This is a genomic window from Pseudomonas sp. BJa3 (assembly GCF_026343815.1).
In the GTDB taxonomy this organism is placed as follows: Bacteria; Pseudomonadota; Gammaproteobacteria; order Pseudomonadales; family Pseudomonadaceae; genus Aquipseudomonas; species Aquipseudomonas soli.
Window position 1 is genome coordinate 181,391 of record NZ_JAOXMC010000010.1, and the last position, 25,856, is coordinate 207,246.

The 25,856-nt window shown below is 62.3% G+C and carries 22 protein-coding genes and 6 tRNA genes; 25 read left to right on the forward strand and 3 right to left on the reverse strand.

Annotation, left to right across the window (positions count from 1 at the left end; all coding sequences use genetic code 11):
• Nucleotides 1–39: 39 nt before the first annotated feature.
• Nucleotides 40–294, reverse strand: a complete 255-nt coding sequence (locus OH705_RS14885) for a DUF2790 domain-containing protein (protein WP_023630669.1) — start codon at nt 292–294, stop codon at nt 40–42.
• Between the two features lie 407 nt (nt 295–701).
• Between OH705_RS14885 and acs the strand changes: the two genes are divergently transcribed.
• From acs to mgtE, 22 genes are all read left to right on the forward strand, one after another.
• Nucleotides 702–2,663, forward strand: coding sequence for an acetate--CoA ligase (acs, locus tag OH705_RS14890; protein ID WP_038706576.1), 1,962 nt, complete (start codon nt 702–704; stop codon nt 2,661–2,663).
• Nucleotides 2,664–3,211: 548 nt separating this feature from the next.
• Nucleotides 3,212–3,997, forward strand: coding sequence for an ABC transporter substrate-binding protein (locus tag OH705_RS14895; protein WP_023630943.1), 786 nt, complete (start codon nt 3,212–3,214; stop codon nt 3,995–3,997).
• A 90-nt stretch (nt 3,998–4,087) separates the two neighbouring features.
• On the forward strand, nt 4,088–4,777 hold the full coding sequence (locus tag OH705_RS14900) for an ABC transporter permease (protein WP_023630944.1): 690 nt from the start codon (nt 4,088–4,090) through the stop codon (nt 4,775–4,777).
• Nucleotides 4,774–5,472, forward strand: coding sequence for an ABC transporter permease (locus tag OH705_RS14905; protein WP_094011865.1), 699 nt, complete (start codon nt 4,774–4,776; stop codon nt 5,470–5,472). Before OH705_RS14900 ends, OH705_RS14905 begins: the two co-directional genes overlap by 4 nt.
• 22 nt (nt 5,473–5,494) lie before the next feature.
• Nucleotides 5,495–6,259 carry an ABC transporter ATP-binding protein gene (locus tag OH705_RS14910; RefSeq protein ID WP_023630946.1) on the forward strand — a complete coding sequence of 255 codons (765 nt, stop codon included), beginning with the start codon at nt 5,495–5,497 and terminating at the stop codon, nt 6,257–6,259.
• 102 nt (nt 6,260–6,361) lie between these two features.
• On the forward strand, nt 6,362–7,342 hold the full coding sequence (gene argR / locus OH705_RS14915) for a transcriptional regulator ArgR (protein ID WP_094011866.1): 981 nt from the start codon (nt 6,362–6,364) through the stop codon (nt 7,340–7,342).
• A 328-nt stretch (nt 7,343–7,670) separates the two neighbouring features.
• Entirely contained in the window at nt 7,671–8,891 is a 1,221-nt protein-coding gene (locus OH705_RS14920) for an aspartate aminotransferase family protein (RefSeq protein ID WP_038706574.1), read from the forward strand.
• Nucleotides 8,892–9,031: 140 nt separating this feature from the next.
• Nucleotides 9,032–10,051 (forward strand): arginine/ornithine succinyltransferase subunit alpha, encoded by a 1,020-nt coding sequence (gene aruF, locus OH705_RS14925; protein ID WP_038706573.1) that lies wholly within the window; start codon nt 9,032–9,034, stop codon nt 10,049–10,051.
• 55 nt (nt 10,052–10,106) lie between these two features.
• Entirely contained in the window at nt 10,107–11,135 is a 1,029-nt protein-coding gene (gene astA / locus OH705_RS14930; protein ID WP_094011867.1) for an arginine N-succinyltransferase, read from the forward strand.
• Entirely contained in the window at nt 11,136–12,599 is a 1,464-nt protein-coding gene (astD, locus tag OH705_RS14935) for a succinylglutamate-semialdehyde dehydrogenase (protein ID WP_267302437.1), read from the forward strand.
• A gap of 23 nt (nt 12,600–12,622) precedes the next feature.
• Nucleotides 12,623–13,972 (forward strand): N-succinylarginine dihydrolase, encoded by a 1,350-nt coding sequence (astB, locus tag OH705_RS14940; RefSeq protein ID WP_094011869.1) that lies wholly within the window; start codon nt 12,623–12,625, stop codon nt 13,970–13,972.
• 14 nt (nt 13,973–13,986) lie between these two features.
• Nucleotides 13,987–14,277: a hypothetical protein gene (locus tag OH705_RS14945; protein WP_011534960.1), complete on the forward strand. Its 291-nt coding sequence runs from the start codon at nt 13,987–13,989 to the stop codon at nt 14,275–14,277.
• A gap of 10 nt (nt 14,278–14,287) precedes the next feature.
• The gene (gene astE / locus OH705_RS14950) at nt 14,288–15,295 is read left to right on the forward strand and encodes a succinylglutamate desuccinylase (protein ID WP_267302438.1); all 1,008 of its coding nucleotides are present in this window, start codon (nt 14,288–14,290) and stop codon (nt 15,293–15,295) included.
• A 303-nt stretch (nt 15,296–15,598) separates the two neighbouring features.
• Nucleotides 15,599–18,223 carry an alanine--tRNA ligase gene (gene alaS / locus OH705_RS14955; RefSeq protein WP_160291116.1) on the forward strand — a complete coding sequence of 875 codons (2,625 nt, stop codon included), beginning with the start codon at nt 15,599–15,601 and terminating at the stop codon, nt 18,221–18,223.
• Between the two features lie 83 nt (nt 18,224–18,306).
• Nucleotides 18,307–19,542, forward strand: coding sequence for an aspartate kinase (locus OH705_RS14960; protein ID WP_028691060.1), 1,236 nt, complete (start codon nt 18,307–18,309; stop codon nt 19,540–19,542).
• 168 nt (nt 19,543–19,710) lie between these two features.
• Nucleotides 19,711–19,899, forward strand: a complete 189-nt coding sequence (csrA, locus tag OH705_RS14965; protein ID WP_003254503.1) for a carbon storage regulator CsrA — start codon at nt 19,711–19,713, stop codon at nt 19,897–19,899.
• Between the two features lie 72 nt (nt 19,900–19,971).
• Nucleotides 19,972–20,062 (forward strand) — tRNA-Ser (locus OH705_RS14970).
• A gap of 48 nt (nt 20,063–20,110) precedes the next feature.
• Nucleotides 20,111–20,187, forward strand: a tRNA-Arg gene (locus tag OH705_RS14975).
• A 70-nt stretch (nt 20,188–20,257) separates the two neighbouring features.
• Nucleotides 20,258–20,334 (forward strand) — tRNA-Arg (locus OH705_RS14980).
• A gap of 72 nt (nt 20,335–20,406) precedes the next feature.
• Nucleotides 20,407–20,483, forward strand: a tRNA-Arg gene (locus OH705_RS14985).
• Nucleotides 20,484–20,555: 72 nt separating this feature from the next.
• Nucleotides 20,556–20,632 (forward strand) — tRNA-Arg (locus tag OH705_RS14990).
• Nucleotides 20,633–21,032: 400 nt separating this feature from the next.
• Entirely contained in the window at nt 21,033–22,475 is a 1,443-nt protein-coding gene (mgtE, locus tag OH705_RS14995) for a magnesium transporter (RefSeq protein ID WP_023629439.1), read from the forward strand.
• 65 nt (nt 22,476–22,540) lie between these two features.
• Here the strand turns inward: mgtE and OH705_RS15000 are convergent, their stop codons facing one another.
• Complete coding sequence (locus tag OH705_RS15000) at nt 22,541–22,867, reverse strand: Arc family DNA-binding protein (protein ID WP_003254499.1); 327 nt, start codon at nt 22,865–22,867, stop codon at nt 22,541–22,543.
• A 345-nt stretch (nt 22,868–23,212) separates the two neighbouring features.
• Here OH705_RS15000 and phnN point away from each other — a divergent pair, with 345 nt between their 5' ends.
• Nucleotides 23,213–23,836, forward strand: coding sequence for a phosphonate metabolism protein/1,5-bisphosphokinase (PRPP-forming) PhnN (gene phnN / locus OH705_RS15005; protein WP_267302439.1), 624 nt, complete (start codon nt 23,213–23,215; stop codon nt 23,834–23,836).
• 74 nt (nt 23,837–23,910) lie between these two features.
• Nucleotides 23,911–23,987: transfer RNA gene (locus OH705_RS15010), tRNA-Arg, on the forward strand.
• A gap of 46 nt (nt 23,988–24,033) precedes the next feature.
• On the opposite strand, the gene OH705_RS15015 is transcribed toward OH705_RS15010, so the two are convergent.
• Nucleotides 24,034–24,558, reverse strand: coding sequence for a hypothetical protein (locus tag OH705_RS15015; RefSeq protein ID WP_323873493.1), 525 nt, complete (start codon nt 24,556–24,558; stop codon nt 24,034–24,036).
• Nucleotides 24,559–24,814: 256 nt separating this feature from the next.
• Between OH705_RS15015 and OH705_RS15020 the strand changes: the two genes are divergently transcribed.
• The gene (locus OH705_RS15020) at nt 24,815–25,813 is read left to right on the forward strand and encodes a sensor domain-containing diguanylate cyclase (protein ID WP_023629442.1); all 999 of its coding nucleotides are present in this window, start codon (nt 24,815–24,817) and stop codon (nt 25,811–25,813) included.
• Nucleotides 25,814–25,856 lie beyond the last annotated feature (43 nt).

A 25,856-nucleotide genomic window follows, 5' to 3' on the forward strand; every position in this document is an offset into this window, starting at 1 on the left:
AGTGGTGGGAGGGGCTTGCCTCGCGATAAGCCTATGGTCTCAGCCGTTGGAGCAACCGTTGCCCATCACGCGGTATTCGAGAATGTGCTTCTGGCCCTGGGAGTCCTCATAGGTCATGCGCGCAGGCACCACTTCGCAGACGTTCGGCACTTCGCTCATGGAGATGACGCGGGCGATATCCAGGTGCTGCGAATAACTGTACTGTTCAACCGGAATCTGCTCGACATCTTTTGCTTCGCCGGCCAGTGCCGCGCCGCAAAAACCGCCAAGTACCAATACCAGTAAAGCTTTCATTTTCAATTTACCTGTCTAAGGTCGTGAGGGGGCGCGCGGCGCTTGTGGCGCCGCGAGTGCAACTAAGTTTCAACTATCAGGATAAGGTGCGGATTAACGTTGCCTTCGTGGGGGCTGTTTCCAAGTTAATCGCGTTGCCGTTGCTGGCGAGGTGAATTCTAGGAGGGTGGTCCGGGCTGAAACAGAGCGGGTTTTGATAAAGTCTTTTGACAGAATCTGTAACAATCACTGGCAAAGCGCTGCCTTTTGCCGCCGGCGATGGCTGGATGCCTTGCGCTAGAGCGGTTGCTGTAAATTCGTGGGCTGACGGTTCGTCGCGTTACTACCAACGTCGAATGGTCTTTGTCGCTCTGGTACAGTTACAAACGCTTCCATACAAAAACAACTATTACACCGAGGTAACACAGATGAGTGCGGCTCCACTGTATCCCGTTCGTCCCGAGGTTGCGGCCAGTACCCTGACCGACGAGGCCACCTACAAGGCCATGTACCAGCAATCGGTGATCAACCCGGACGGCTTCTGGCGCGAGCAGGCCCAGCGTCTGGACTGGATCAAGCCCTTCACCAAGGTCAAGCAGACCTCGTTCGACGACCACCATGTCGATATCAAATGGTTTGCCGACGGCACTCTGAACGTCTCCTACAACTGCCTGGACCGCCACCTCGAAGAGCGCGGCGACCAGCTGGCGATCATCTGGGAAGGCGACGACCCTTCCGAGCATCGCAACATCACCTACCGTGAGCTCCACGAGCAGGTCTGCAAGTTCGCCAACGCCCTGCGTGGCCAGGACGTGCACCGGGGTGACGTGGTCACCATCTATATGCCGATGATCCCCGAGGCCGTGGTCGCCATGCTGGCCTGCGCGCGCATCGGGGCGATCCACTCGGTGGTGTTCGGCGGCTTCTCGCCCGAGGCGCTGGCCGGCCGCATCATCGACTGCAAGTCCAAGGTGGTGATCACCGCCGACGAAGGCCTGCGTGGTGGCCGCCGTACCCCGCTCAAGGCCAATGTCGACCTGGCCTTGACCAACCCTGAAACCAGCAGCGTGCAAAAGATCATCGTGTGCAAGCGCACCGGTGGCGACATCGCCTGGCACCAGCACCGCGATATCTGGTACGAAGACCTGATGAAGGTCGCCTCCAGCCACTGTGCGCCGAAAGAAATGGGTGCCGAGGAGGCGTTGTTCATCCTCTATACCTCCGGCTCCACCGGCAAGCCCAAGGGCGTGCTGCACACCACCGGTGGCTACCTGGTGTATGCCGCGCTGACCCACGAGCGCGTGTTCGACTATCGCCCGGGCGAAGTGTACTGGTGCACCGCTGACGTGGGTTGGGTCACCGGCCACAGCTACATCGTCTATGGCCCGCTGGCCAATGGTGCGACCACGCTGCTGTTCGAAGGTGTGCCGAACTACCCGGACATCACCCGCGTGTCGAAGATCGTCGACAAGCACAAGGTCAACATCCTCTACACCGCGCCGACCGCCATCCGCGCCATGATGGCCGAGGGCGAGGCGGCGGTCGCCGGCGCCGATGGCTCCAGCCTGCGCCTGCTGGGTTCGGTGGGCGAGCCGATCAACCCTGAAGCCTGGAACTGGTACTACAAGACAGTCGGCAAGGAACGTTGCCCGATCGTCGATACCTGGTGGCAAACCGAGACCGGCGGCATCCTCATCAGCCCCTTGCCGGGCGCCACGGGGCTCAAGCCGGGTTCGGCGACCCGTCCGTTCTTCGGCGTGGTGCCGGCACTGGTGGACAACCTGGGCAACCTGATCGACGGCGCCGCCGAGGGCAACCTGGTGATCCTCGATTCCTGGCCGGGCCAGTCGCGTTCGCTGTACGGCGACCACGACCGCTTCGTCGACACCTATTTCAAGACCTTCCGTGGCATGTACTTCACCGGTGACGGCGCCCGTCGCGACGAAGATGGCTACTACTGGATCACCGGCCGCGTGGATGACGTGCTCAACGTTTCTGGCCACCGCATGGGCACCGCCGAGATCGAGAGCGCGATGGTGGCGCATCCGAAGGTCGCCGAGGCGGCGGTGGTGGGCGTGCCGCACGACATCAAGGGGCAGGGCATCTATGTCTACGTCACCCTGAACGCCGGCGAGGAATCGAACGAGCAATTGCGCCTCGAGTTGAAGAATTGGGTGCGCAAGGAGATCGGCCCGATCGCTTCGCCGGACGTCATCCAGTGGGCGCCGGGGCTGCCGAAGACCCGCTCGGGCAAGATCATGCGCCGCATCCTGCGCAAGATTGCCACTGGCGAGTACGATGCGCTGGGCGATATCTCCACCCTGGCCGATCCAGGGGTGGTGCAGCACCTGATCGATACCCACAAGGCGATGAGCCTGGCTTCGGCCTGAGTCGAACCATCGCGGCAAGTCGGCTCCTGACGGTCGTGGGAGCGGGCTTGCCTCGCGATGAGGCTGTCACAAAAACCCCCGCCCATATCCGGCGGGGTTTTTGCTTTACTGATACAAACTGTTACTCCGAGAGTCATCGGTAACCGTCGCTGTCACCGATTGCGCCCAAATGCGGGGCTTGTGGAAACATCTGTATGCCAAATGGGTGCATTCTGCGAGCGTTTCGTGCAGGCTCGCACGCTGCGCTTGCCGGAATACAAGGCTTTGCCAATAATGGGCCCGCTTATTGCTTTGGGTATAGGTTATTTCTCTTTTGCTCTTGCATATCTCGCGGGAGCTGTCAATATCGCCCGCCGCGGTTCCTGGCGCTTCTGTAATTAGTTGTCGCTTTGAAGAAATATCGACCACCGGGCTGTCGCTAGAATGCCACTCACTCGCTCGTGGTCTGCGACCTTGGTCGAAACCTGCGCGGCTCGCGCTGTACCCATTCGCATATCGGGCAGCTGTTACAACTGCCTTGTATTGCCCCGTACCGATGGAGTTACCTGATGAAGAAGCTCGCACTGCTTGGCGCCTTGGCGCTTTCCGTGTTTTCCCTGGTATCGCAGGCCGATGAGAAGCCGTTGAAGATCGGTATCGAGGCCGCCTACCCACCCTTCGCCTTCAAGCAGCCCGATGGCAGCCTCGCCGGCTTCGACTACGACATCGGCAACGCCCTGTGCGAACAGATGAAAGCCAAGTGCACCTGGGTCGAGCAGGAGTTCGACGGTCTGATCCCAGCACTGAAAGTGCGCAAGATCGACGCCATCCTGTCGTCCATGTCGATCACCGACGACCGCAAGAAGTCGGTCGACTTCACCAAGCGCTACTACCTGACCCCGGCGCGCCTGGTGATGAAGGAAGGCACCACCGTCAGCGACAGCCTGGCTGAGCTCAAGGGCAAGAAGATCGGCGTGCAGCGCGGTTCGATCCACGACCGTTTCGCCAAGGAAGTCCTGGCCCCGCAAGGCGCCACCGTGGTGCCCTACGGTACCCAGAACGAAATCTACCTGGATGTCGCCGCCGGCCGCCTGGACGGCACCGTGGCCGATGCCACCCTGCTCGAGGACGGCTTCCTGAAGACCGATGCTGGCAAGGGCTTTGCCTTCGTCGGTCCGGCCTTCACCGACACCAAGTACTTCGGTGATGGCGTCGGTATCGCCGTGCGCAAGGGCGACACCGCCAACGCCGAGCGCATCAACGCCGCCATCGACGCGATCCGCGCCAACGGCAAATACAAAGAGATCGAGAAGAAGTACTTCAACTTCGACATCTACGGTCCAGACTCGAAGTAACCATCGAGTTTCACCTGTGCAATGGTGCAAACAGCAGAATCTCTGAGGTTTGCACCATTTTTCATTCCCAAGCCCTGAGGAATTCGAATCATGTTGAAAGGCTATGGGGCAGTCATCCTCGACGGGGCGTGGCTGACGCTGCAGCTCGCCCTGTCGTCGATGGCCCTGGCCATCGTCCTCGGCCTGATCGGCGTGGCGCTGCGTTTGTCGCCGGTGCGCTGGTTGGCCTGGCTGGGGGACCTGTACTCCACGGTGATCCGTGGCATCCCTGACCTGGTCCTGATCCTGCTGATTTTCTATGGCGGCCAGGACATCCTCAACCGGGTGGCGCCGCTGCTCGGCTATGACGACTATATTGACCTCAATCCCCTGGTCGCCGGCATCGGCACGCTGGGCTTCATCTTTGGCGCGTACCTGTCGGAAACCTTCCGCGGTGCCTTCCTCGGCATCCCCAAGGGCCAGGCAGAGGCGGGCGCGGCCTACGGCATGAGCGGTGTCCAGGTGTTCTTCCGCATCATGGTGCCGCAAATGATCCGCCTGGCGATCCCGGGCTTCACCAACAACTGGCTGGTGTTGACCAAGGCGACTGCGCTGATTTCGGTGGTCGGCCTGCAGGACATGATGTTCAAGGCCAAGCAGGCGGCGGATGCCACCCGCGAACCCTTCACCTTCTTCCTCGCGGTGGCGGCGTTGTACCTGGTGCTGACCAGTGTCTCGCTGCTGGCGCTGAAGTATCTCGAGAAGCGCTACTCGGTGGGCGTCAAGGCGGCTGAACTATGATCTTCGACTACAACGTCATCTGGGAAGCCATGCCGCTGTACCTGGGCGGTCTGCTGACCACCCTCAAGCTGCTGGCGCTGTCGCTGCTGTTCGGCCTGCTGGCGGCCATCCCGCTGGGCCTGATGCGCGTCTCGAAACAGCCGCTGGTGAACATCAGCGCCTGGCTGTACACCTACGTCATTCGCGGCACGCCGATGCTGGTGCAGCTGTTCCTGATCTACTACGGCCTGGCCCAGTTCGAGGCGGTGCGCGAGAGCATCTTCTGGCCGTGGCTGTCCAGCGCGACCTTCTGCGCCTGCCTGGCTTTTGCCGTCAACACCAGCGCCTACACCGCCGAGATCATCGCCGGCAGCCTCAAGGCCACGCCCCATGGCGAGATCGAGGCGGCCAAGGCCATCGGCATGTCGCGCATGAAGATGTACCGCCGCATCCTGCTGCCTTCAGCGCTGCGCCGGGCGCTGCCGCAGTACAGCAACGAAGTGATCATGATGCTGCAGACCACCAGCCTGGCGTCGATCGTCACCCTGATCGACATCACCGGTGCCGCGCGCACGGTCAACGCCCAGTACTACCTGCCTTTCGAGGCCTACATCACGGCGGGCGTGTTCTACCTGTGCCTGACCTTCATCCTCGTGCGCCTGTTCAAGATGGCCGAACGCCGCTGGCTCGGTTACCTGGCGCCGCGCAAGCACTGACCGCTCTGTGAGATCCGACAGTATGTACAAACTCCAAATCCAAGACCTGCACAAGCGCTACGGCAGCCATGAGGTGCTCAAGGGCGTCTCCCTCGAAGCCAAGGCAGGCGACGTGATCAGCATCATCGGCTCCAGCGGTTCGGGCAAATCGACCTTCCTGCGTTGCATCAACCTGCTGGAGCAGCCGCACGCGGGCAAGATCCTGCTCAACAACGAAGAGCTCAAGCTGGTCGCCGGCAAGGATGGCGCGCTCAAGGCTGCCGACCCGAAACAGCTGCAGCGCATGCGTTCGCGCTTGTCGATGGTGTTCCAGCACTTCAACCTGTGGTCGCACATGACTGCGCTGGAAAATGTCATCGAGGCGCCGGTGCACGTGCTGGGCGTGAACAAGAAGGAAGCGCTGGAGAAGGCCGAGCACTACCTGGCCAAGGTTGGCGTATCCCACCGCAAGGACGCGTTCCCCGGGCACATGTCCGGTGGCGAGCAGCAGCGTGTGGCCATTGCCCGCGCCCTGGCCATGGAACCGGAGGTGATGCTGTTCGACGAGCCGACTTCGGCGCTGGATCCGGAGCTGGTGGGCGATGTGCTCAAGGTCATGCAATCTCTGGCCCAGGAAGGCCGCACCATGGTAGTGGTCACCCACGAGATGGGCTTTGCACGCGAGGTTTCCAACCAGCTGGTGTTCCTGCACAAGGGCCTGGTGGAAGAGCGGGGCTGCCCGCGTGAAGTGCTGGTTAATCCACAGTCGGAGCGCCTCAAGCAGTTCCTTTCCGGCAGCCTGAAGTAAAGGCTGCACTTTTGCACCATGATGGGGCATGCTGCGCAACGCACGCAGCATGCCCCGGCGCCACAAGCGCGACCCTCCTTTTCAGGTTTCGGACCACGCCCTATGACCACCCAGCGAATCGGATTTCTCATCTGGCCCAGCACCAAGCCGCTGACCCTGGCGTTGGCCGAAGAGGTGTTGCAGGTGGCCCAGCGGGTGCATCCGGATGTGGTCTACACAATGTCCTTCCTGCAAGCCGAGGCTGGGCAGGAGGGCGCCTGGCGCCTGCCGGGCGAAGCGTGGGTCGGACGCCTGGAGGGCTATCACAAGCTGTTCCTGCTGGCTGATGAGCCGCCGGCGGCGATCGGTTCGGCATTGTCCGCCGCGCTCAAGCAGTTGGCGCGCAGCGGTTGCATGATCGGCGGCTTGTCGGCGGGGGTTTATCCGCTGGCGGCGCTGGGCCTGCTCGACGGCTACCGCGCCGCGGTGCATTGGCGCTGGCAGGATGATTTTGCCGAGCGCTTCCCCAAGGTGATCGCCACCAGCCATCTGTTCGACTGGGATCGCGATCGCCTGACTGCCTGCGGCGGCATGGCGGTGACTGACCTGCTGCTGGCGGTGCTGGCCCGGGACCATGGGGCGGAGCTGGCCGGCGCGGTGTCGGAAGAGCTGGTGGTCGAGCGCATTCGCGAAGGTGGCGAGCGCCAGCGCATCCCGCTGCAGAACCGCCTGGGCTCCAGCCACCCCAAGCTCACCCAGGCGGTGCTGCTGATGGAGGCCAACATCGAAGAGCCGCTGACCACCGACGAGATCGCCCAGCATGTGTGCGTGTCCCGCCGCCAGCTGGAGCGGATCTTCAAGCAGTATCTCAATCGCGTGCCCAGCCAGTACTACCTGGAGCTGCGCCTGAACAAGGCGCGGCAGATGCTGATGCAGACCAGCAAGTCGATCATCCAGATCGGCCTGTCCTGCGGGTTCTCCTCCGGGCCGCATTTCTCCAGCGCGTACCGCAATTTCTTCGGCGCCACGCCGCGCGAAGACCGTAACCAGCGACGTAACAGCAGCCCGTTCGAGCTGAGTTCGGCGCCGGCCGAGCGCGGCTGAAGACCTCCCTGCCAGCGAAGACGCTAGCGTGGGGCAAGCCCGCTCCCGCGCAGTGTATTGCTGGTGGGGGCGGGCTTGTCCCGCGATGCGATTTGTATATGTGAACACCCGTTCACCCAATTCTCACCGAGCATCTCCCCGCCACCCCCTGCTGCCGTTACACTGCGCGATTGCGACACTGTTTGTCGCATTGCCGAAAACCGCGTGAAAACTCGGTTTGGCGCTGTAACAAGTTGTCGCCTGGCAGCAAGGACAGGCGCCGATCAGTCCTTACAATCCCTTCATCGCTCGCCACTTCCAGGCCAGCGTTCCTCTTCAGGAGACTCAGATGTCCGTTGAGCAAGCCCCGGTGCAACGTGCCGATTTCGACCAGGTCATGGTTCCCAACTACTCCCCGGCGGCCTTCATTCCTGTGCGAGGCGAGGGCTCCCGAGTATGGGACCAGTCTGGGCGCGAGCTGATCGACTTCGCCGGCGGCATCGCGGTCAACGCACTCGGCCACTGCCATCCGGCGCTGGTCAAGGCGCTGACCGAGCAAGCCAATACCCTCTGGCATGTCTCCAACGTGTTCACCAACGAGCCGGCCCTGCGCCTGGCGCACAAGCTGGTGGACGCGACCTTTGCCGAGCGCGCCTTCTTCTGCAACTCCGGCGCCGAGGCCAACGAGGCCGCCTTCAAGCTGGCCCGCCGTGTCGCCCATGACCGTTTCGGCCCCGAGAAGCACGAGATCATCGCCACCGTTAACAGCTTCCACGGTCGCACCCTGTTCACCGTCAGCGTCGGTGGCCAGCCCAAGTACTCCGACGGCTTCGGGCCTAAGATCACCGGCATCAGCCACGTGCCGTACAACGACCTGGAAGCGTTGAAGGCGCAGATCTCCGACAAGACCTGCGCCGTGGTCATCGAACCGATCCAGGGCGAGAGCGGCGTGGTGCCGGCCGACAAGGCCTACCTGGAAGGCGCGCGCAAGCTGTGCGACGAGCACAATGCGCTGCTGATCTTCGATGAAGTGCAGACCGGCGTCGGCCGTACCGGCTCGCTGTATGCCTACCAGCACTACGGCGTCACCCCGGACATCCTGACCAGCGCCAAGAGCCTGGGCGGCGGCTTCCCGATTGGCGCGATGCTGACCACCAGCGACCTGGCCAAGCACCTGGCCGTCGGCACCCACGGCACCACCTACGGCGGCAACCCGCTGGCCTGTGCCGTCGCCTGCGCCGTGCTCGATGTGGTCAACACCCCGGAAACCCTGGCGGGCATCAAGGCCAAACATGAGCGCTTCAAGACCCGCCTGGAGAAGATCGGCCAGGATACCGGCCTGTTCACCCTGGTGCGCGGTGTCGGCCTGCTGATCGGCTGCGTGCTCAGTGACGCCTGGAAGGGCAAGGCCAAGGACATCCTCAACGCCGCCGAGAAGGAAGGTGTGATGGTTCTGCAGGCAGGCCCCGATGTCGTGCGCTTCGCCCCGAGCCTGGTGGTCGAGGACAGCGATATCGATGAAGGCCTGGAGCGCTTCGAGCGCGCTGTGCGCAAACTGACCCAGGGCTGATCCTGCGGTTCTGTCGCCGGCCTCGAGCGAGGCCGGCGATACCTGATTCCAGTGCGGGCACCTGCTTGCAGGTAGTGGCGCGTGCCCGCCGTTTTTTCGTGCCGAGTTGATCGGTGCGCTTTCCCGAAAGGAGTGACACCATGCTGGTGATGCGCCCCGCGCAAATGGCTGATCTGAACGAAGTGCAGCGCATGGCTGCCGACAGCCCCATTGGTGTCACCTCGCTGCCGGACGACGCTGGCCGCCTGGGCGACAAGATCGCCGCGTCGGAAACCTCTTTCGCCGCCGAGGTCAGCTTCAACGGCGAGGAGAGCTACTTCTTCGTGCTCGAGGACAGCGCCACCGGCGAGCTGGTCGGTTGCTCGGCCATCGTCGCCTCGGCCGGCTACTCCGAGCCGTTCTACAGCTTCCGCAACGAGACCTTCGTGCACGCCTCCCGCGAGCTGAAGATCCACAACAAGATCCACGTCCTGTCGTTGTGCCACGACCTAACCGGCAACAGCCTGCTGACCAGCTTCTACGTGGTGCCGGAGCTGGTGACCAGCGCCTTTGCGGAACTCAACTCGCGTGGCCGCCTGCTGTTCATGGCCTCGCACCCGGAGCGCTTCGCCGAGTCGGTGGTCACCGAGATCGTCGGCTACAGCGACGAGCAGGGCGAATCACCGTTCTGGGACGCTATCGGCCGCAACTTCTTCGACCTCAACTATGCCGACGCCGAGCGCCTGTGCGGCCTGAAGAGCCGCACTTTCCTGGCTGAACTGATGCCGCATTACCCGATCTATGTGCCGCTGTTGCCGGACGCCGCCCAGGAAGCCATGGGCCAGGTGCATCCGCGGGCGCAGATCACCTTCGACATTCTCATGCGCGAAGGCTTCGAGACCGAGCACTATATCGACATCTTCGACGGCGGACCTACCTTGCATGCCCGTACCTCGGGCATCCGCTCCATCGCCCAGAGCCGGGTGGTGCCGGTCAAGCTAGACGGCGCGTCGGTCAAGGGCGGCCGTCCGTACCTTGTGTGCAATGGCCAGTTGCAGGACTACCGCGCGGTGCTGCTGGAACTGGACTGGGTGCCGGGCAAGCCGGTCAGCCTCAGCGGCGAAGCTGCCGAGGCCCTGGGTGTCGGCGAGGGCGCCAGTGTGCGCCTGGTCGCGGTCTGAACCGCCGCAACAGAGAGTTTCGCGGCAGGCACAGACCGCCGCACAAGGAGATAGCATGATCGTTCGTCCTGTACGCAGCAGCGATTTACCCGCGCTGATCGAGTTGGCCCGCAGCACCGGTACCACCGGGCTGACGACGCTGCCTGCCAATGAGGAGCGCCTCGGCCAGCGGGTTGGCTGGGCGGAAAAGACTTTCCGCGGCGAAGCCGAGCGCGGTGATACCGACTACTTGTTCGTGCTGGAGAACGACGAGGGCCTGGTGGTCGGCATCAGCGCCATCGCTGGCGCTGTCGGCCTGCGCGAGCCCTGGTACAACTATCGGGTCGGCCTGACCGTCAGCGCTTCCCAGGAGCTGAACATCTACCGCGAGATTCCCACGCTGTTCCTGGCCAACGACCTGACCGGCAACTCCGAGCTGTGTTCGCTGTTCCTGCGCAGCGACTACCGCAGCGGGCTCAACGGGCGTCTACTGTCCAAGGCGCGCATGCTGTTCATCGCCGAGTTCCCGCAACTGTTTGGCAACAAGATCATCGCCGAGATGCGCGGCATGTCCGACGAGGCAGGTCGTTCGCCATTCTGGGAAAGCCTGGGCCGGCACTTCTTCAAGATGGAGTTCAGCCAGGCCGACTACCTCACCGGCGTGGGCAACAAGTCGTTCATCGCCGAGCTGATGCCCAAGTTTCCGCTGTACACCTGCTTCCTCTCGGAAGCGGCGCGCAACGTCATTGGTCGCGTGCATGCCGATACGGAGCCGGCGTTGGCCATGCTCAAGCGTGAAGGTTTCAACTACCAGGGCTACGTCGACATCTTCGACGCAGGCCCCGCAATCGAATGCGAGACCTCGAAGATCCGCGCCGTGCGTGATAGCCAGACCCTGGTGCTGGCCGTTGGTACACCAGGCGACGACGCCACCCCTTTCATCATCCACAACCGCAAGCGCGAAGACTGCCGCATCACGGCCGCGCCGGCGCGCCTGGCCGCAGGCACCCTGGTGGTCGATCCGCAGACCGCCAAGCGCCTGCGCCTGGGCGCCGGCGACAACGTGCGTGCCGTGCCACTGTCCGCCGGTCGGGAGGCCCAGTAAATGAATACGCATTACATTGCCGGCCAGTGGCTGGCTGGCCAGGGCGAAGCCCTGCAGTCGCTCAACCCCGTCACCCAGGCGGTGATCTGGCAAGGGCAGGGCGCCGATGCCGCGCAGGTCGAGAATGCCGTGCAGGCTGCCCGCCAGGCGTTCCCCGCCTGGGCATCGCTGAGCCTGGATGCGCGTATTAACGTTCTGGAGGCCTTCGCCGAGAAGCTCAAGGCCAATGCCGAGGCGTTGTCGCGCTGCATTGGCGAAGAATCCGGCAAGCCGCTGTGGGAATCGGCCACCGAAGTGACCAGCATGGTCAACAAGGTTGCCATCTCGGTGCAGAGCTACCGCGAGCGTACCGGCGAGAAGAGCGGTCCGCTGGCCGACGCCACTGCCGTACTGCGCCACAAGCCCCATGGCGTGGTGGCGGTATTCGGCCCATACAACTTCCCCGGCCACTTGCCCAACGGCCATATCGTTCCGGCGCTGCTGGCGGGCAACTGCGTGGTGTTCAAACCCAGCGAGCTGACTCCCAAGGTTGCCGAGCTGACGGTCCAGTGCTGGATCGAGGCCGGGTTGCCGGCTGGTGTGCTCAACCTGGTCCAGGGCGCTCGTGAGACAGGCGTGGCGCTGGCCGCCAACCCAGGTATCGACGGCCTGTTCTTCACCGGTTCCAGCCGTACCGGCAACCTGCTGCACCAGCAGTTCGCCGGCCGCCCGGACAAGATCCTGGCCCTGGAGATGGGCGGCAACAACCCGCTGGTGGTTGACGAGGTCAAGGACCTGGATGCCGCGGTGTACACCATCATCCAATCGGCCTTCATCTCCGCCGGCCAGCGTTGCACCTGTGCCCGCCGCCTGCTGGTACCGCAGGGCGCCTGGGGTGACGCGCTGATCCAACGCCTGGTCGAGGTGAGCCGCAGCATCAGTGTCGGCGCCTTCGATCAGCAGCCCGCGCCGTTCATGGGGTCGGTGATTTCGCTGCAGGCGGCCCGCGCATTGCTGGCGGCCCAGGCCGAACTGCTCGGCAAGGGCGCCGTGGCGCTGCTGGAGATGACCCAGCCGCAGGCTGACGCCGCCTTGCTTACCCCCGGCATCATCGACGTCACTGCTGTGACCGGGCGCCCGGACGAGGAATTCTTCGGCCCATTGCTGCAGGTGATCCGATACGCCGATTTCGATGCGGCAATCGAGGAAGCCAACAACACCCAGTACGGCCTGGCCGCCGGCCTGCTGTCGGACTCCAATGCCCGTTACCAGCACTTCTGGCTGCGCAGCCGCGCCGGCATCGTCAACTGGAACAAGCAGCTCACCGGTGCTGCCAGCAGCGCGCCGTTCGGTGGTGTCGGTGCCAGCGGCAACCACCGCGCCAGCGCCTACTACGCGGCGGACTACTGCGCCTACCCCGTGGCTTCGCTGGAGACCGCGAACCTCGTACTGCCGGCGACCCTGACGCCGGGCGTCACCCTATAACAACAGGTCTCGGAGCCTTGCCGATGAAATCCTTTGAAGTGAATTTTGATGGCCTGGTGGGGCCGACCCACAACTACGGCGGCCTGTCCTACGGCAACGTGGCCTCGCAGAGCAACAGCCAGCAGGGTTCCAACCCGCGCGAGGCGGCGCGCCAGGGCCTGGCGAAGATGAAGGCGCTGATGGAAATGGGCTTCAAGCAGGGCGTGCTGGCCCCGCAGGAGCGCCCGGATGTGGCCGCATTGCGCCGCCTGGGTTTCACCGGCAATGATGCCGAAGTGATCCAGCGTGCCGCCAAGGAAGCCATGCCGCTGCTGGTCGCCAGCTGCTCGGCGTCGAGCATGTGGGTGGCCAACGCCGCCACCGTCAGCCCCAGCGCCGATACCGCTGATGGTCGTGTGCATTTCACCGCCGCCAATCTCAACTGCAAGTACCACCGTAGCATCGAGTACCCGACCACCAGTCGGGTGCTGGGCGCCATGTTCAGTGATGACAAGCACTTCGCTCATCACCAGGCCTTGCCGGCCGTGGCGCAGTTCGGTGACGAAGGCGCGGCCAACCATACGCGGTTCTGCCGTGCCTATGGCGAAGCGGGGGTGGAGTTCTTCGTCTATGGCCGCAGCGCCTTCGACAGCCGCTACCCCGCGCCGCAGAAGTATCCGGCGCGCCAGACTCTGGAGGCTTCCCAGGCCGTCGCCCGCCTGCATGGGCTGAGCGATGATGGCGTGGTCTACGCTCAACAGAATCCGGCAGTGATCGATCAGGGCGTGTTCCACAACGACGTGATCTCGGTAGGCAATGGCGAAGTGCTGTTCTACCACGAGGACGCCTTCCTCGAGACCGATGCGGTGCTTGGCCAGCTGCAGGCTAAACTGGCCAGCAAGGGTGGCCGCTTCCAGGGCATCTGCGTGCCGCGTGCGGCGGTGACGGTGGAGGACGCGGTGCGTTCCTACCTGTTCAACAGCCAGCTGCTCAGTCGCGAAGACGGCTCGATGCTGCTGGTGGTGCCGGAAGAGTGCCGCAACAACGAGCGGGTCTGGGCGTACCTGGGGCAACTGACCAGCCAGGGCGGTCCGGTGAAGGAGGTCAAGGTGTTCGACCTCAAGCAGAGCATGCAGAACGGCGGTGGCCCGGCTTGCCTGCGGCTGCGCGTGGCGTTGAAGGAAAACGAACTGGCGGCGGTGAACCAAGGCGTTATCATGACCGCCCCGCTGTACGACACCCTGGTGCAATGGGTCGACAAGCACTACCGCGATCGCCTCGGCGAGGCGGACCTGGCCGACCCGCAGTTGCTGGTGGAATGCCGCACGGCACTGGATGAACTGACCCAGATCCTCAAGCTGGGTTCGGTCTATCCGTTCCAACGCCAACCTTGAAGAGAGAAATTGCAATGTCCGACGCCCTGCGCCTGATCCTGGAAGATGAAGACGGCACCCAGCTGGAAACCTCGTGCACCCGTTTTGCGGTGGTCTGGCAAGGCAAGGAGGTGTGGATCCAGCAGGACGGTCGCGGCCAGCTGCTGATCGGCGTCGATGTCGAGGAAGACGACACCGAGTACGCCAACCTGCTGCTGCGCCCGATGGCCACCAACCTGGTCAGCCTGCAACTGGAAATGGAGCCGGCCGATGTCGCCGGTGACGACGACCACGTCCACGGCCCGGACTGCGGCCACCACCACTAAGGAAGCGCCTATGCTCGCCCTTGGCAAACTGCTTGAGCTGACCCTGACCGATCACGAACCGGCCGAGAAGACCCAAGTGACCACCCGGGGCGTGCGTTTGCGCTGGCTGGGGGAGGGTGCGTTGGAAGTGCGCCCGCCCGAAGGTGAGGATTGCGGGCTCGACCTGCTGCTGTCGGCTGGTATCCATGGCAACGAGACAGCGCCGATCGAGTTGCTCGAAAGGCTGCTGCACGGTGTGGCCAACGGCGAGATCAAGCCGCGTGCGCGGGTGCTGTTCCTGTTCGGCAATCCCGCGGCGATCCGCAAGGGTGAGCGTTTCATCGAGCAGGACATCAACCGGCTGTTCAATGGTCGGCATGAACTGTCCAGTGGCTTCGAGGCATTGCGTGCCGCAGAGCTCGAGCAGTTTGCCCGGGTATTTTTCAGCAAACCCGAGCGCACCCGCCTGCATTACGACCTGCATACCGCCATTCGTGGGTCGAAGATCGAGCAGTTCGCGCTGTATCCCTACAAGGAAGGCCGCCAGCACTCCCGCCGAGAGCTGGCGCGTCTGGCGGCGGCCGGTATGGAGGCGGTGCTGTTGCAGAGCAAGTCGTCGATCACCTTCAGCGCCTTCACCTATGAGCAGCTCGATGCCGAGGCCTTCACCCTGGAGCTCGGCAAGGCCCGCCCGTTCGGGCAGAACGAGGAGGTCAACCTCGACAAGCTCGAAGCGCGCTTGATCCAGCTCATCGAAGATACCGAGCCGCAGATCGAGCAGTCCCTGGATGGCCTCAAGCTGTTCAGCGTCGCCCGCGAGATCATCAAGCACAGCGACAGTTTCCGCCTGCACCTGCCGGCGGACATCGAAAACTTCTCCGAGCTGAAAAAGGGCGATCTGTTGGCCGAGGACCTGGCCGAGACGCGTTGGGTGGTGGAGGAGGAGGGCGCACGGATCATCTTCCCCAACCCCAAGGTGAAGAACGGGCTGCGCGCCGGCATCCTGATCGTCCCGGATTCGGGGCAACGCCTGGCCTGATACCCGTAGGCGCGGGGCAAGCCCGCGCCTGCGATTTTGGATCCCTTCGGTGATGAAATTCTTTTAATTCACCAACCTGTTAATTTTCCCTGCCCCGGGACCGTAATTGGCTTGCCAGTAGCGAAACGCTGGCGATAGCATCGCGGTCATGCCGTTTTCAATTGCTTTAGCCCTGCAAGCCGTCCAATCGACGGTTTCTATCGCATAAACACACTGCACCGAGACTGCAGGACCGATATAATGCGGCCCTTTGCCGTCGTTTCGTCGATTCGACGTGTGGCCGCCGTTTCCGTGGAAGAACCTATGAAAAGCGCAGAAATCCGTGAAGCCTTCCTCCGCTTCTTCGAAGAGCAGGGACATACTCGCGTTGCCTCCAGCTCCCTGATCCCGGGTAATGACCCGACCCTGCTGTTCACCAACGCCGGCATGAACCAGTTCAAGGACTGCTTCCTCGGCCAGGAAAAGCGCGCCTACACCCGCGCCGTGAGCAGCCAGAAGTGCGTGCGCGCCGGTGGCAAGCACAACGACCTGGAAAACGTCGGCTACACCGCCCGTCACCACACCTTCTTCGAGATGCTGGGCAACTTCAGCTTCGGCGACTATTTCAAGCGCGATGCCATCACCTTCGCCTGGACCTTCCTGACCTCGGACAAGTGGTTGAACCTGCCCAAGGAAAAGCTGTGGGTCACCGTCTACGCCAGCGACGACGAAGCCTACGACATCTGGACCAAGGAAGTCGGCGTGCCGGCCGAGCGCATGGTGCGCATCGGCGACAACAAAGGCGCCCCGTACGCCTCCGACAACTTCTGGACCATGGGCGACACCGGCCCGTGCGGCCCGTGCACCGAGATCTTCTATGACCACGGCGCCGACATCTGGGGCGGCCCACCCGGCTCGCCGGAAGAAGACGGCGACCGCTACATCGAGATCTGGAACAACGTCTTCATGCAGTTCAACCGTACCGCCGACGGCGTCCTGCACCCGCTGCCCGCCCCGTCGGTGGACACCGGCATGGGCCTGGAGCGCATCAGTGCGGTGATGCAGCACGTGCACTCGAACTACGAGATCGACCTGTTCCAGAGCCTGCTGGCCGCCGCCGCCGAAGCCATCGGCTGCAGCAACGACGACCAGCCATCGCTGAAAGTGGTCGCCGACCATATCCGTTCCTGCGGCTTCCTGATTGCCGACGGCGTGCTGCCGTCCAACGAAGGCCGTGGCTACGTGCTGCGCCGCATCATTCGCCGCGCCTGCCGCCACGGCAACAAGCTGGGCGCCAAGGGCAGCTTCTTCCACAAGATCGTCGCCGCCCTGGTGGCCGAGATGGGCGAAGCCTTCGCTGAGCTGAAGAGCCAGCAGGCGCACATCGAGCGCGTGCTCAAGACCGAGGAAGAGCAGTTCGCCAAGACCCTCGAGCAGGGCCTGCGCATCCTCGAGCAGGACCTGGCCCAACTGCAGGGCAAGGTCGTCCCGGGCGACGTGGTGTTCAAGCTGTACGACACCTACGGCTTCCCCATGGACCTCACCGCCGACATCGCCCGCGAGCGCGAGTTGACCATCGACGAAGCCGGCTTCGAGCGTGAAATGGAAGCCCAGCGCGAGCGTGCCCGTTCCGCCAGCGCCTTCGGCATGGACTACAACAGCCTGGTCAAGGTCGACACCGCCACCGATTTCCTCGGCTACGACACTACCGAAGGGCAAGGCAAGATCGTCGCCCTGTACAAGGATGGTCAGTCGGTCGACCAGTTGGGCGAAGGCGAGGAAGGCGTGGTCGTGCTCGACCGCACGCCGTTCTACGCCGAGTCCGGCGGCCAGGTTGGCGACAGCGGCTACCTGCAGGCCGCTGCCGCACGCTTCGACGTGCGCGATACCACCAAGACCGGTGGTGCCTTCCTGCACCACGGCGTGGTCGCCAGCGGTGCGCTGGTCATCGGCTCGCCGGTCGAGGCCAAGGTCGATGCCGAGGTGCAACACGCCACCTCGCTGAACCACTCGGCCACTCACCTGCTGCACGAAGCGTTGCGCCAGGTGCTGGGCGATCACGTGCAGCAGAAGGGCTCGCTGGTCGACAGTCAGCGCCTGCGTTTCGACTTCAGCCACTTCGAGGCGGTGACGCCTGCGCAGATCAAGGCCCTGGAAGACATCGTCAACCGCGAAGTGCGCAGGAACACCCCGGTCGAGACCGAGCTGACCGATATCGAAACCGCCAAGGCCAAGGGCGCCATGGCACTGTTCGGTGAGAAATATGGCGACACCGTGCGTGTGCTGAGCATGGGCGGTGATTTCTCCGTCGAGCTGTGTGGCGGCATCCATGCCAAGCGCACCGGCGACATCAGTCTGTTCAAGATCATCAGCGAAGGCGGCGTGGCCTCTGGCGTGCGCCGTATCGAAGCGGTCACCGGCGCCGCTGCGCTGGCCTACCTGAACGCTGCCGAAGAGCGGGTCAAGGAAGCCGCGCAGCTGGTCAAGGGCAACCGCGACAACCTGATCGACAAGCTGTCGGCTGTGCTCGAGCGCAACCGCCAGCTGGAAAAGCAGCTCGAGCAGCTGCAGGCCAAGGCCGCCAGCGCCGCCGGGGACGATCTCTCCAACGCGGCCGTTGAGGTCAAGGGTGCCAAGGTCCTCGCCGCCCGCCTGGATGGGCAGGATGGCAAGGCCCTGCTGGCGCTCGTCGATCAGCTGAAGAACAAGCTCGGCCATGCAGTGATCCTGCTGGGCAGCGAGCATGAGGGCAAGGTCGTGCTGGTGGCTGGCGTGACCAAGGACCTCTCCAGCCAACTCAAGGCTGGCGATCTGATGAAACAAGCCGCTGCGGCGGTCGGTGGCAAGGGCGGCGGTCGCCCTGACATGGCCCAGGGTGGTGGCGTCGACGTCGCCGCGCTGGACAAGGCCCTGGCCCTGGCAGTGCCGTTCGCCGAGCAGGGACTTTGAGATGAGGCGGCCGGCGGTCTAGTCGCCGGTCGTTTCATGTTGGATTGTTTTTTGGGGCCCTTTAGGGCTGAGGCACCTTTGAAATGGCGTTGATCGTACAGAAATTTGGCGGTACCTCTGTCGGTTCCATCGAGCGGATCGAGCAGGTTGCCGACAAGGTCAAGAAATTCCGCGAGCAAGGCACCGACCTGGTGGTCGTGCTGTCGGCGATGAGCGGGGAAACCAATCGCCTGATCGACCTGGCGAAGCAGATCACCGACAAGCCCGAACCCCGCGAGCTGGACGTGATCGTCTCGACCGGCGAGCAGGTCACCATCGCCCTGTTGTCCATGGCCCTGATGAAGCGTGGCGTGCCGGCGGTGTCCTACACCGGCAACCAGGTGCGCATCCTCACCGACAGCGCGCACAACAAGGCGCGCATCCTGCAGATCGACGACCAGAAGATCCGCGCCGACCTCAAGGCCGGCCGTGTCGTGGTGGTTGCCGGTTTCCAGGGTGTCGACGAGCACGGCAACATCACCACCCTCGGTCGTGGTGGCTCCGACACCACCGGCGTGGCCCTGGCGGCGGCGCTGAAAGCCGACGAGTGCCAGATCTACACCGATGTCGATGGCGTCTATACCACCGACCCGCGTGTCGTGCCCCAGGCCCAGCGCCTGGAGAAGATCACCTTCGAGGAGATGCTGGAAATGGCCAGCCTCGGTTCCAAGGTGCTGCAGATCCGCTCGGTGGAGTTCGCCGGCAAGTACAACGTCCCGCTGCGCGTGCTGCACAGCTTCAAGGAGGGTCCGGGTACCCTCATTACCATCGATGAAGAGGAATCCATGGAACAGCCGATCATTTCCGGTATCGCCTTCAACCGTGATGAGGCCAAGCTGACCATTCGTGGCGTCCCGGACACCCCAGGCGTTGCCTTCAAGATCCTCGGCCCGATCAGCGCCGCGAACATCGAAGTCGACATGATCGTGCAGAACGTCTCGCACGATAACACCACCGACTTCACCTTCACCGTGCACCGCAACGAGTACGAGAAGGCGCTGAGCGTGCTGGAGAACACCGCCCGCGAGATCGGCGCGCGTGAAGTGATCGGCGACACCAAGATTGCCAAGGTATCGATCGTCGGCGTCGGCATGCGTTCCCACGCAGGGGTTGCCAGTCGCATGTTCGAGGCCCTGGCCAAGGAGAGCATCAACATCCAGATGATCTCCACCTCCGAGATCAAGGTCTCGGTGGTGATCGAAGAGAAGTACCTGGAGCTGGCCGTACGCGCGCTGCACACCGCGTTCGAGCTCGATGCTCCTGCCCGACAGGGTGAGTGACACGCTGCCTGGAGGGGCGCGGCTTGCCGCGCCCTTCGCGTTTCTGGTCGCAGCGGCTGTCCCTGTCCAGGCAGCCGTGGCGGTCGATCCGGGCCAGTGCCGTCGTCCCCGGCCAGGCCCAGCTTTTCAAAGACTGTTGTCCCTGAAGATTCATGTGAGGAGAAAACTATGCTGATTCTGACTCGTCGGTGCGCCGAGAGCCTGATCATTGGTGACGGTGAGATCACCGTGACGGTCCTGGGTGTCAAAGGCAACCAGGTGCGTATCGGCGTGAGCGCGCCGAAAGAAGTGGCCGTTCACCGCGAGGAAATCTACCTGCGGATCAAGAAAGAGAAGGACGAGGAGCCAAGCCTTTAATTCTTTTGAAGTTTTTTTCAAAAAAAGGGTTGCAAACGAGGAAGGGTGTGTTTAATATTCGCCTCGTGTTGCGGTGAGGTGGCCGAGTGGCCGAAGGCGCTCCCCTGCTAAGGGAGTATACCTCATAAGGGTATCGGGGGTTCGAATCCCCCCTTCACCGCCATTATTTGCCTGAAGCGCTTCAAGCGATTCGAATGGCACGGCAAGACACGGACTCATAGCTCAGCTGGATAGAGTACTCGGCTACGAACCGAGCGGTCGGAGGTTCGAATCCTCCTGAGTCCGCCACTTTTGAAGTGGCTTTGCTTGCAAGGCTGCTTCAATCAACCAGTGGTAACCTGGTCTAAAACTACCCCACGGACTCATAGCTCAGCTGGATAGAGTACTCGGCTACGAACCGAGCGGTCGCAGGTTCGAATCCTGCTGAGTCCGCCACTTTTGAAGTGGTTTTGCTTGCAAAGGCACTTCAACAAGCCAGTGGTAATCTGGCCTAAAACTACCAACCACGGACTCATAGCTCAGCTGGATAGAGTACTCGGCTACGAACCGAGCGGTCGCAGGTTCGAATCCTGCTGAGTCCGCCACTTTTTGAAGTGGCTCTGCTTGCAAAGACGCTTCAACAAGCCAGTGGTAATCTGGCCTAAAACTACCACCACGGACTCATAGCTCAGCTGGATAGAGTACTCGGCTACGAACCGAGCGGTCGCAGGTTCGAATCCTGCTGAGTCCGCCATACATCAAGAAGCCCGCTCATTTGAGCGGGCTTTTTGTTTTCCGTATGCGCTGAATTGTCGCAGATGTCCATCTAAGCTACTGCTGTAGGCGAACCTTGCAAGGATCTGCTGCTGTAGATCGAGTCGATACAAAACGAATGTGCTTTTAACGCCAGAGCAACCGTCGCACTGATGGCTTCGAGCGTTGTCATAGCTTTAGCGCGCAAACGATTGTTCTAGCCAAAAATTTAAGCGATCCGACAGCTTGCACAGTGTATGATTGCGCCCGTCAGCCCCGCCGGGGCTTGTGGAATACCACCATGGACTTACCCAGTAGTTACTCGCTAACACGCTTCATACAGACAGATCTGACCGATTGATTCTCCCGGCGTGCTCCGCTGCTGGGAGTGGAGTTCGCCTATGACCGAAATCGAAGTAAAGAAAACCCAAGACAGCCTGCAGGATCGCCTGGCCCAGGTGATCGAACTGTTGCAGCGCCAGCGGGTGGTCGAGGACCTGACGCACCGTCAGGAAGGTCATCACCATGACCTGGTGGAAAACCTGGTCCACCGCCAGAACCTGGTCGAGCTGCAGCGCAAGCTCGACGACCTGCACCCCGCCGACATCGCCTACATCCTCGAAGCCCTGCCCCTGGACGATCGCCTGACGGTCTGGCAGTTGGTGCGCTCCGACCGTGACGGCGACATCCTGCTTGAAGTCTCCGATGCCGTGCGCCAGACCCTGATCGCCGACATGGACGATCACGAGTTGCTGGCGGCCGCCAAGGAGATGGACGCCGACGAACTCGCCGACCTGGCTCCGGAATTGCCTCGCGATGTCGTTCATGAGCTCATGGAGAGCCTCGATGCCCAGCAGCGCGAGCGTGTGCGCTCGGCTCTGAGCTACGACGAGGAGCAGGTCGGTGCGTTGATGGACTTCGAGATGGTCACCATCCGCGAAGATGTCAGCCTCGAAGTGGTATTGCGCTACCTGCGCCGGCTCAAAGAGCTGCCAGGGCACACCGACAAGCTGTTCGTGGTCGATTACGACGGTATTCTCAAGGGCGTGCTGCCCATCAAGCGCTTGTTGGTCAACGACCCGGACAAGAAAGTCGCGGAGGTCATGGCCAATGACCCGGTGACCTTTCACCCCGAGGAAGATGCCTACGACGCGGCTCAGGCCTTCGAGCGATACGACTTGGTCTCCGCTCCGGTGGTGGACAAGAAAGAGCGCTTGATCGGCCGCCTGACCATCGATGAAATGGTCGATCTGATCCGTGAGGAAAGTGAGAGCGAAGTGCTCAACATGGCCGGTCTGCGCGAGGAGGAAGACATCTTTGCCTCGGTCTGGCGCTCGCTGCGCAACCGTTGGGCATGGCTGGCCATTAACCTGATCACCGCGTTTGTGGCGTCGCGGGTGATCGGCCTGTTCGAAGGCTCCATCGAGAAGCTGGTGGCCCTGGCGGCATTGATGCCGATCGTTGCCGGTATCGGCGGTAACTCCGGCAACCAGACCATCACCATGATCGTTCGCGCCATGGCACTGGACCAGGTGTCACCGGGCAACACCAGCCGTCTGATGCGCAAGGAGCTGGCGGTATCGTTGATCAATGGCCTGGTCTGGGGTGGTGTGATCGGGGTGGTGGCGTTCTGGCTGTACGGCAGTTGGTCGTTGGGGTTGGTCATGACCGCCGCGATGACCTTGAACCTGCTGCTGGCAGCGCTGATGGGTGTACTGATCCCGATGACGCTGACGCGCCTGGGCCGAGATCCGGCAATGGGGTCGAGCGTGATGATCACTGCCGTCACCGACAGCGGTGGATTCTTTATCTTCCTCGGCCTGGCAACGCTGTTCCTGATGTAGGTCGACGGAACGCCAGAAACAAGAAAGCCAGCTTACGCTGGCTTTTTTGTGTGCGCTTGGTTGGATCAGGACGCGTCGGCGGCCATTTCCACATCGTGAGCGATGAGGGCGACCAGCGCATTCTGCTGGCGGTGGGACAACTGGCGGAAGCGTTGCAGCAGTTCGCGTTCGTGAAGGCTGAGCTCTGGGCTGTCCAGGCGCATGCTCAGCTCGTCACCCAGAGCACCTTCCTGGATGAGACTCTGCTCCAGGCGGGCGATGATCTCGGAGTTCATGCTGCGGTGATGGTTGCGCGCTACCTCGGCAATGCGCTCACGCATCCCGTCTGGCAGGCGGACGACAAACTTGTCAGCGGTGCGGCTGGAGTAGATAGCCTGTTTCATTGGGCGCATATAAATTGACCGGTTGTTCTGGTTCAGGGGAGCGGTTCTCAAATTGGCCGCACGGTGGAAGTACGACCGCGGCGACGACAAAATGTTCAACCGTGATGTGATTTTGGTTCTTCATCTTGCCTCATGGTCGCCGTTTCCTTGGCGTCAATTCTGTGACAAATAGTGATCTCGATAAAGGCTTTTTGCCAGTACCAATTATCAGAAATGAGCACTGGTTTGAAAAGTTTCACATTCATCGAATTGCACAGGTGTCAGACAAATGCCGTCAAAATCTGGTAAAAGACAGCAAAGGGTCAGGGAAAATCACTAAATGCGCTGGTTTTCCATACATTGAGCATAGTGGCTATGCAATATGACGCAAGCGGTGGGGCGGCCTCAAGGGGTCGCTTGATATACCTCATGGGACCGTCTGGGGCGGGAAAAGATTCCCTACTCGAGGCGGTCCGTGAGCGATTGCTCGCCCAAGGGATTGAAACCGCCCGGAGGGTCATCACGCGCTCTGCCGAAGCCAAGGGTGAAGCCGCGCATGGCGTGAGCGCAGAACGTTTCGAGGCGATGCGCGAAGCGGGGGCCTTTGCGTTGGACTGGCAGGCCAATGGCCTGCGCTATGGCATCCCAGCACAGCTGGATCTCTGGCTCGCTGCAGGGCGCTCGGTACTGGTCAACGGTTCCCGGGCGTACCTGCCGATTGCCCGGCAGCGCTATCCCGACCTCGTGGCCGTGGGGCTGGTCGTTTCACCGCCGGAACTGCGCCAGCGCTTGCTAGCCCGGGGGCGGGAGAGCACCGAGCAGATCGAGCAGCGCCTGGCCCGAAACTTCAGGCTGCAGGCCTACGATTCCGGCGTGCATGTCGTGGACAATTCCGGGTCGTTGGCCGGTGCGGTGGAGGCGTTGATTGCACTGTTGCGTAGCGAAGGCGTGATCGCTGACACGGAGGGTAAAAGGCCGACGTGCATAATGCCCGATTGATACATGACAAATGCGCACATGCTGGTTAACATGCTCGCCGTCCCCGCCGTACAGCGTCCGCTGTTGGCTCCAGTGTCTCAGTAGCTCAATTGGATAGAGCATCCCCCTCCTAAGGGGAAGGTTGCAGGTTCAAATCCTGCCTGGGACGCCATTTCCCCTTGTGCTTTTCCATAGCCCAGTGTGCCCGCGTACCTGCCTCAGAGCTGGGCGCTGTAACGTTGCTCGGTATCCCGGGCATCCTCAGAGGCTAGCCTGCCCTGCGACTGGCTGGCGACCTGCGCGTTTTGCGCCTGATGTTCGACCTTGGCCTGGACCTTCGCTTCAATCTCTTCCTGCATACGTCGAGCGATCAGCTGATCGACCCTCATTTTTTGCTCGGGCGGCAACGCGTCGTACTCCTCCGGACTCAAGCCGAGCTCCTGAAGCATCTTTTCCTTGATCTTCTCTGCCGGCGACTTGGCCATGAAATCGCGAAACTCCTGTAGGGCGCTGGATCCTTCCTGTTTGCCCACGCTGGCCTGTTCACGCTTGGCCGCGTCCGGATTCTGCAGCATGACCATCAGCTTGGCGAAGGCCTCCTTGCGATTGTCTTCGGCGTGTTGCTGCGAAGTGCTGCCCTGATTGTTCTGCTGTGCTGAGGTTTTCGCGCTGGCCATCAGCGGCTGGAGCGCAGGCAACTGTGCTGCAGACTGTTCGAGAACGCTGCGTTGCTGTTGCTGCACGGTCTGCCACCCCAGGCCGTTCGCTGTGATAAGCATGTTTCCTCCATGAACGACTGTTAGAGAGGCGACTAAAGGGGCAAAAGCTGTGCCAGCGGTGGTGGAGCGGCAAAATAGGCCGTAAGGGCTATTCCGGCGACCTTTCGCTCGGAATATGCTTGCCCGGCAGAGGAACGGTATTGCCGCTAGCGGCAAAAAATAGCAAGTGTCGGCAGCACCGGTTACGGGGCGCAGTTGCTGGGCAACAGGGAGAGCGTCCATGAGTCAGGCAGCAAAGCCGATACCGGCTGGCTTCACCGAGCAGCAATTGCACACCTTGTTCGAACTGATCAGCGACGGCATCTGGGACTGGGATGCCAACAGCGGCTACGTCTACCGCAACCCGGGCTGGTACGCGATGCTGGGTTACCCCAGTCACTCGCTGGACAACTCCGTGCTGACCTGGGAAAGCGTGATACACCCGCAGGACTATCCGCGGGTGATGGCGCATTTCGAGGCCTATATCACCCAGCGCAACGAGCGCTACCGCATCGAGTACCGGTGCCGTTGCCAGGATGGCAGTTACCTGTGGGTCGAGGACAGCGGCCATATCATCGCCCGCAACGCCGATGGCTCGGTGGCGCGAATGCTCGGGGCCCATCGCAATATCGACGCAGGCAAGCGCCTGGTGGAGGAGCTCGAACAGCGCAACCAATCGCTGGAGGGCCAGGTGGCCGAACGTACCCGTGAGCTGTCATGGGTCAACCAGCAATTGCAGCGGCAACTGGATGAGAACCGCGAGCTGGCCGAGCGGGATGCGTTGACCCGTACCGCCAACCGCTATCGCCTGGAGAAAACGCTCCAGCAGGAGTGTGAGCGCGCCCGGCGCTTCCGTGAGCCACTGGCATTGATCGCCATGGACCTGGACGACTTCAAGCCGATCAACGACCTGCACGGTCATGCCCGCGGGGATGCCGCGTTGATCGAGGTCACCGAGCGCATCCGTCAGTGCCTGGGTGGTCGGGGGCTGCTGGCCCGCTGGGGAGGTGATGAGTTTGCCGTGGTGTTGCCGCGCACATCGCTGGAACAGGCCTGTGAGGTGGCGTCGGCGATCCGCACGGCGATGGCGGCGATCGAGCCCATCGGCACGTGTCGGCTGACCATGAGCTATGGCGTGGTGCAGTGGCGTGAGGGTGACGATGTCGGCGGGTTGCTGGCACGGGCGGATCAGGCGCTGTATCGGGCCAAGGCGGATGGCAAGAACACCGTAGCCGAGTGATGGTCAAAAAAGACCCGCGGCGCCTGGGGCGCAGCGGGCCAAA

Bases quoted from the DNA above. Each gene is read 5' to 3' on its own strand.
- OH705_RS14885 (WP_023630669.1), bottom strand. From the start codon at position 294: ATGAAAGCTTTACTGGTATTGGTACTTGGCGGTTTTTGCGGCGCGGCA.
- acs (WP_038706576.1), top strand. From the start codon at position 702: ATGAGTGCGGCTCCACTGTATCCCGTTCGTCCCGAGGTTGCGGCCAGT.
- OH705_RS14895 (WP_023630943.1), top strand. From the start codon at position 3,212: ATGAAGAAGCTCGCACTGCTTGGCGCCTTGGCGCTTTCCGTGTTTTCC.
- OH705_RS14900 (WP_023630944.1), top strand. From the start codon at position 4,088: ATGTTGAAAGGCTATGGGGCAGTCATCCTCGACGGGGCGTGGCTGACG.
- OH705_RS14905 (WP_094011865.1), top strand. From the start codon at position 4,774: ATGATCTTCGACTACAACGTCATCTGGGAAGCCATGCCGCTGTACCTG.
- OH705_RS14910 (WP_023630946.1), top strand. From the start codon at position 5,495: ATGTACAAACTCCAAATCCAAGACCTGCACAAGCGCTACGGCAGCCAT.
- argR (WP_094011866.1), top strand. From the start codon at position 6,362: ATGACCACCCAGCGAATCGGATTTCTCATCTGGCCCAGCACCAAGCCG.
- OH705_RS14920 (WP_038706574.1), top strand. From the start codon at position 7,671: ATGTCCGTTGAGCAAGCCCCGGTGCAACGTGCCGATTTCGACCAGGTC.
- aruF (WP_038706573.1), top strand. From the start codon at position 9,032: ATGCTGGTGATGCGCCCCGCGCAAATGGCTGATCTGAACGAAGTGCAG.
- astA (WP_094011867.1), top strand. From the start codon at position 10,107: ATGATCGTTCGTCCTGTACGCAGCAGCGATTTACCCGCGCTGATCGAG.
- astD (WP_267302437.1), top strand. From the start codon at position 11,136: ATGAATACGCATTACATTGCCGGCCAGTGGCTGGCTGGCCAGGGCGAA.
- astB (WP_094011869.1), top strand. From the start codon at position 12,623: ATGAAATCCTTTGAAGTGAATTTTGATGGCCTGGTGGGGCCGACCCAC.
- OH705_RS14945 (WP_011534960.1), top strand. From the start codon at position 13,987: ATGTCCGACGCCCTGCGCCTGATCCTGGAAGATGAAGACGGCACCCAG.
- astE (WP_267302438.1), top strand. From the start codon at position 14,288: ATGCTCGCCCTTGGCAAACTGCTTGAGCTGACCCTGACCGATCACGAA.
- alaS (WP_160291116.1), top strand. From the start codon at position 15,599: ATGAAAAGCGCAGAAATCCGTGAAGCCTTCCTCCGCTTCTTCGAAGAG.
- OH705_RS14960 (WP_028691060.1), top strand. From the start codon at position 18,307: ATGGCGTTGATCGTACAGAAATTTGGCGGTACCTCTGTCGGTTCCATC.
- csrA (WP_003254503.1), top strand. From the start codon at position 19,711: ATGCTGATTCTGACTCGTCGGTGCGCCGAGAGCCTGATCATTGGTGAC.
- mgtE (WP_023629439.1), top strand. From the start codon at position 21,033: ATGACCGAAATCGAAGTAAAGAAAACCCAAGACAGCCTGCAGGATCGC.
- OH705_RS15000 (WP_003254499.1), bottom strand. From the start codon at position 22,867: ATGCGCCCAATGAAACAGGCTATCTACTCCAGCCGCACCGCTGACAAG.
- phnN (WP_267302439.1), top strand. From the start codon at position 23,213: ATGCAATATGACGCAAGCGGTGGGGCGGCCTCAAGGGGTCGCTTGATA.
- OH705_RS15020 (WP_023629442.1), top strand. From the start codon at position 24,815: ATGAGTCAGGCAGCAAAGCCGATACCGGCTGGCTTCACCGAGCAGCAA.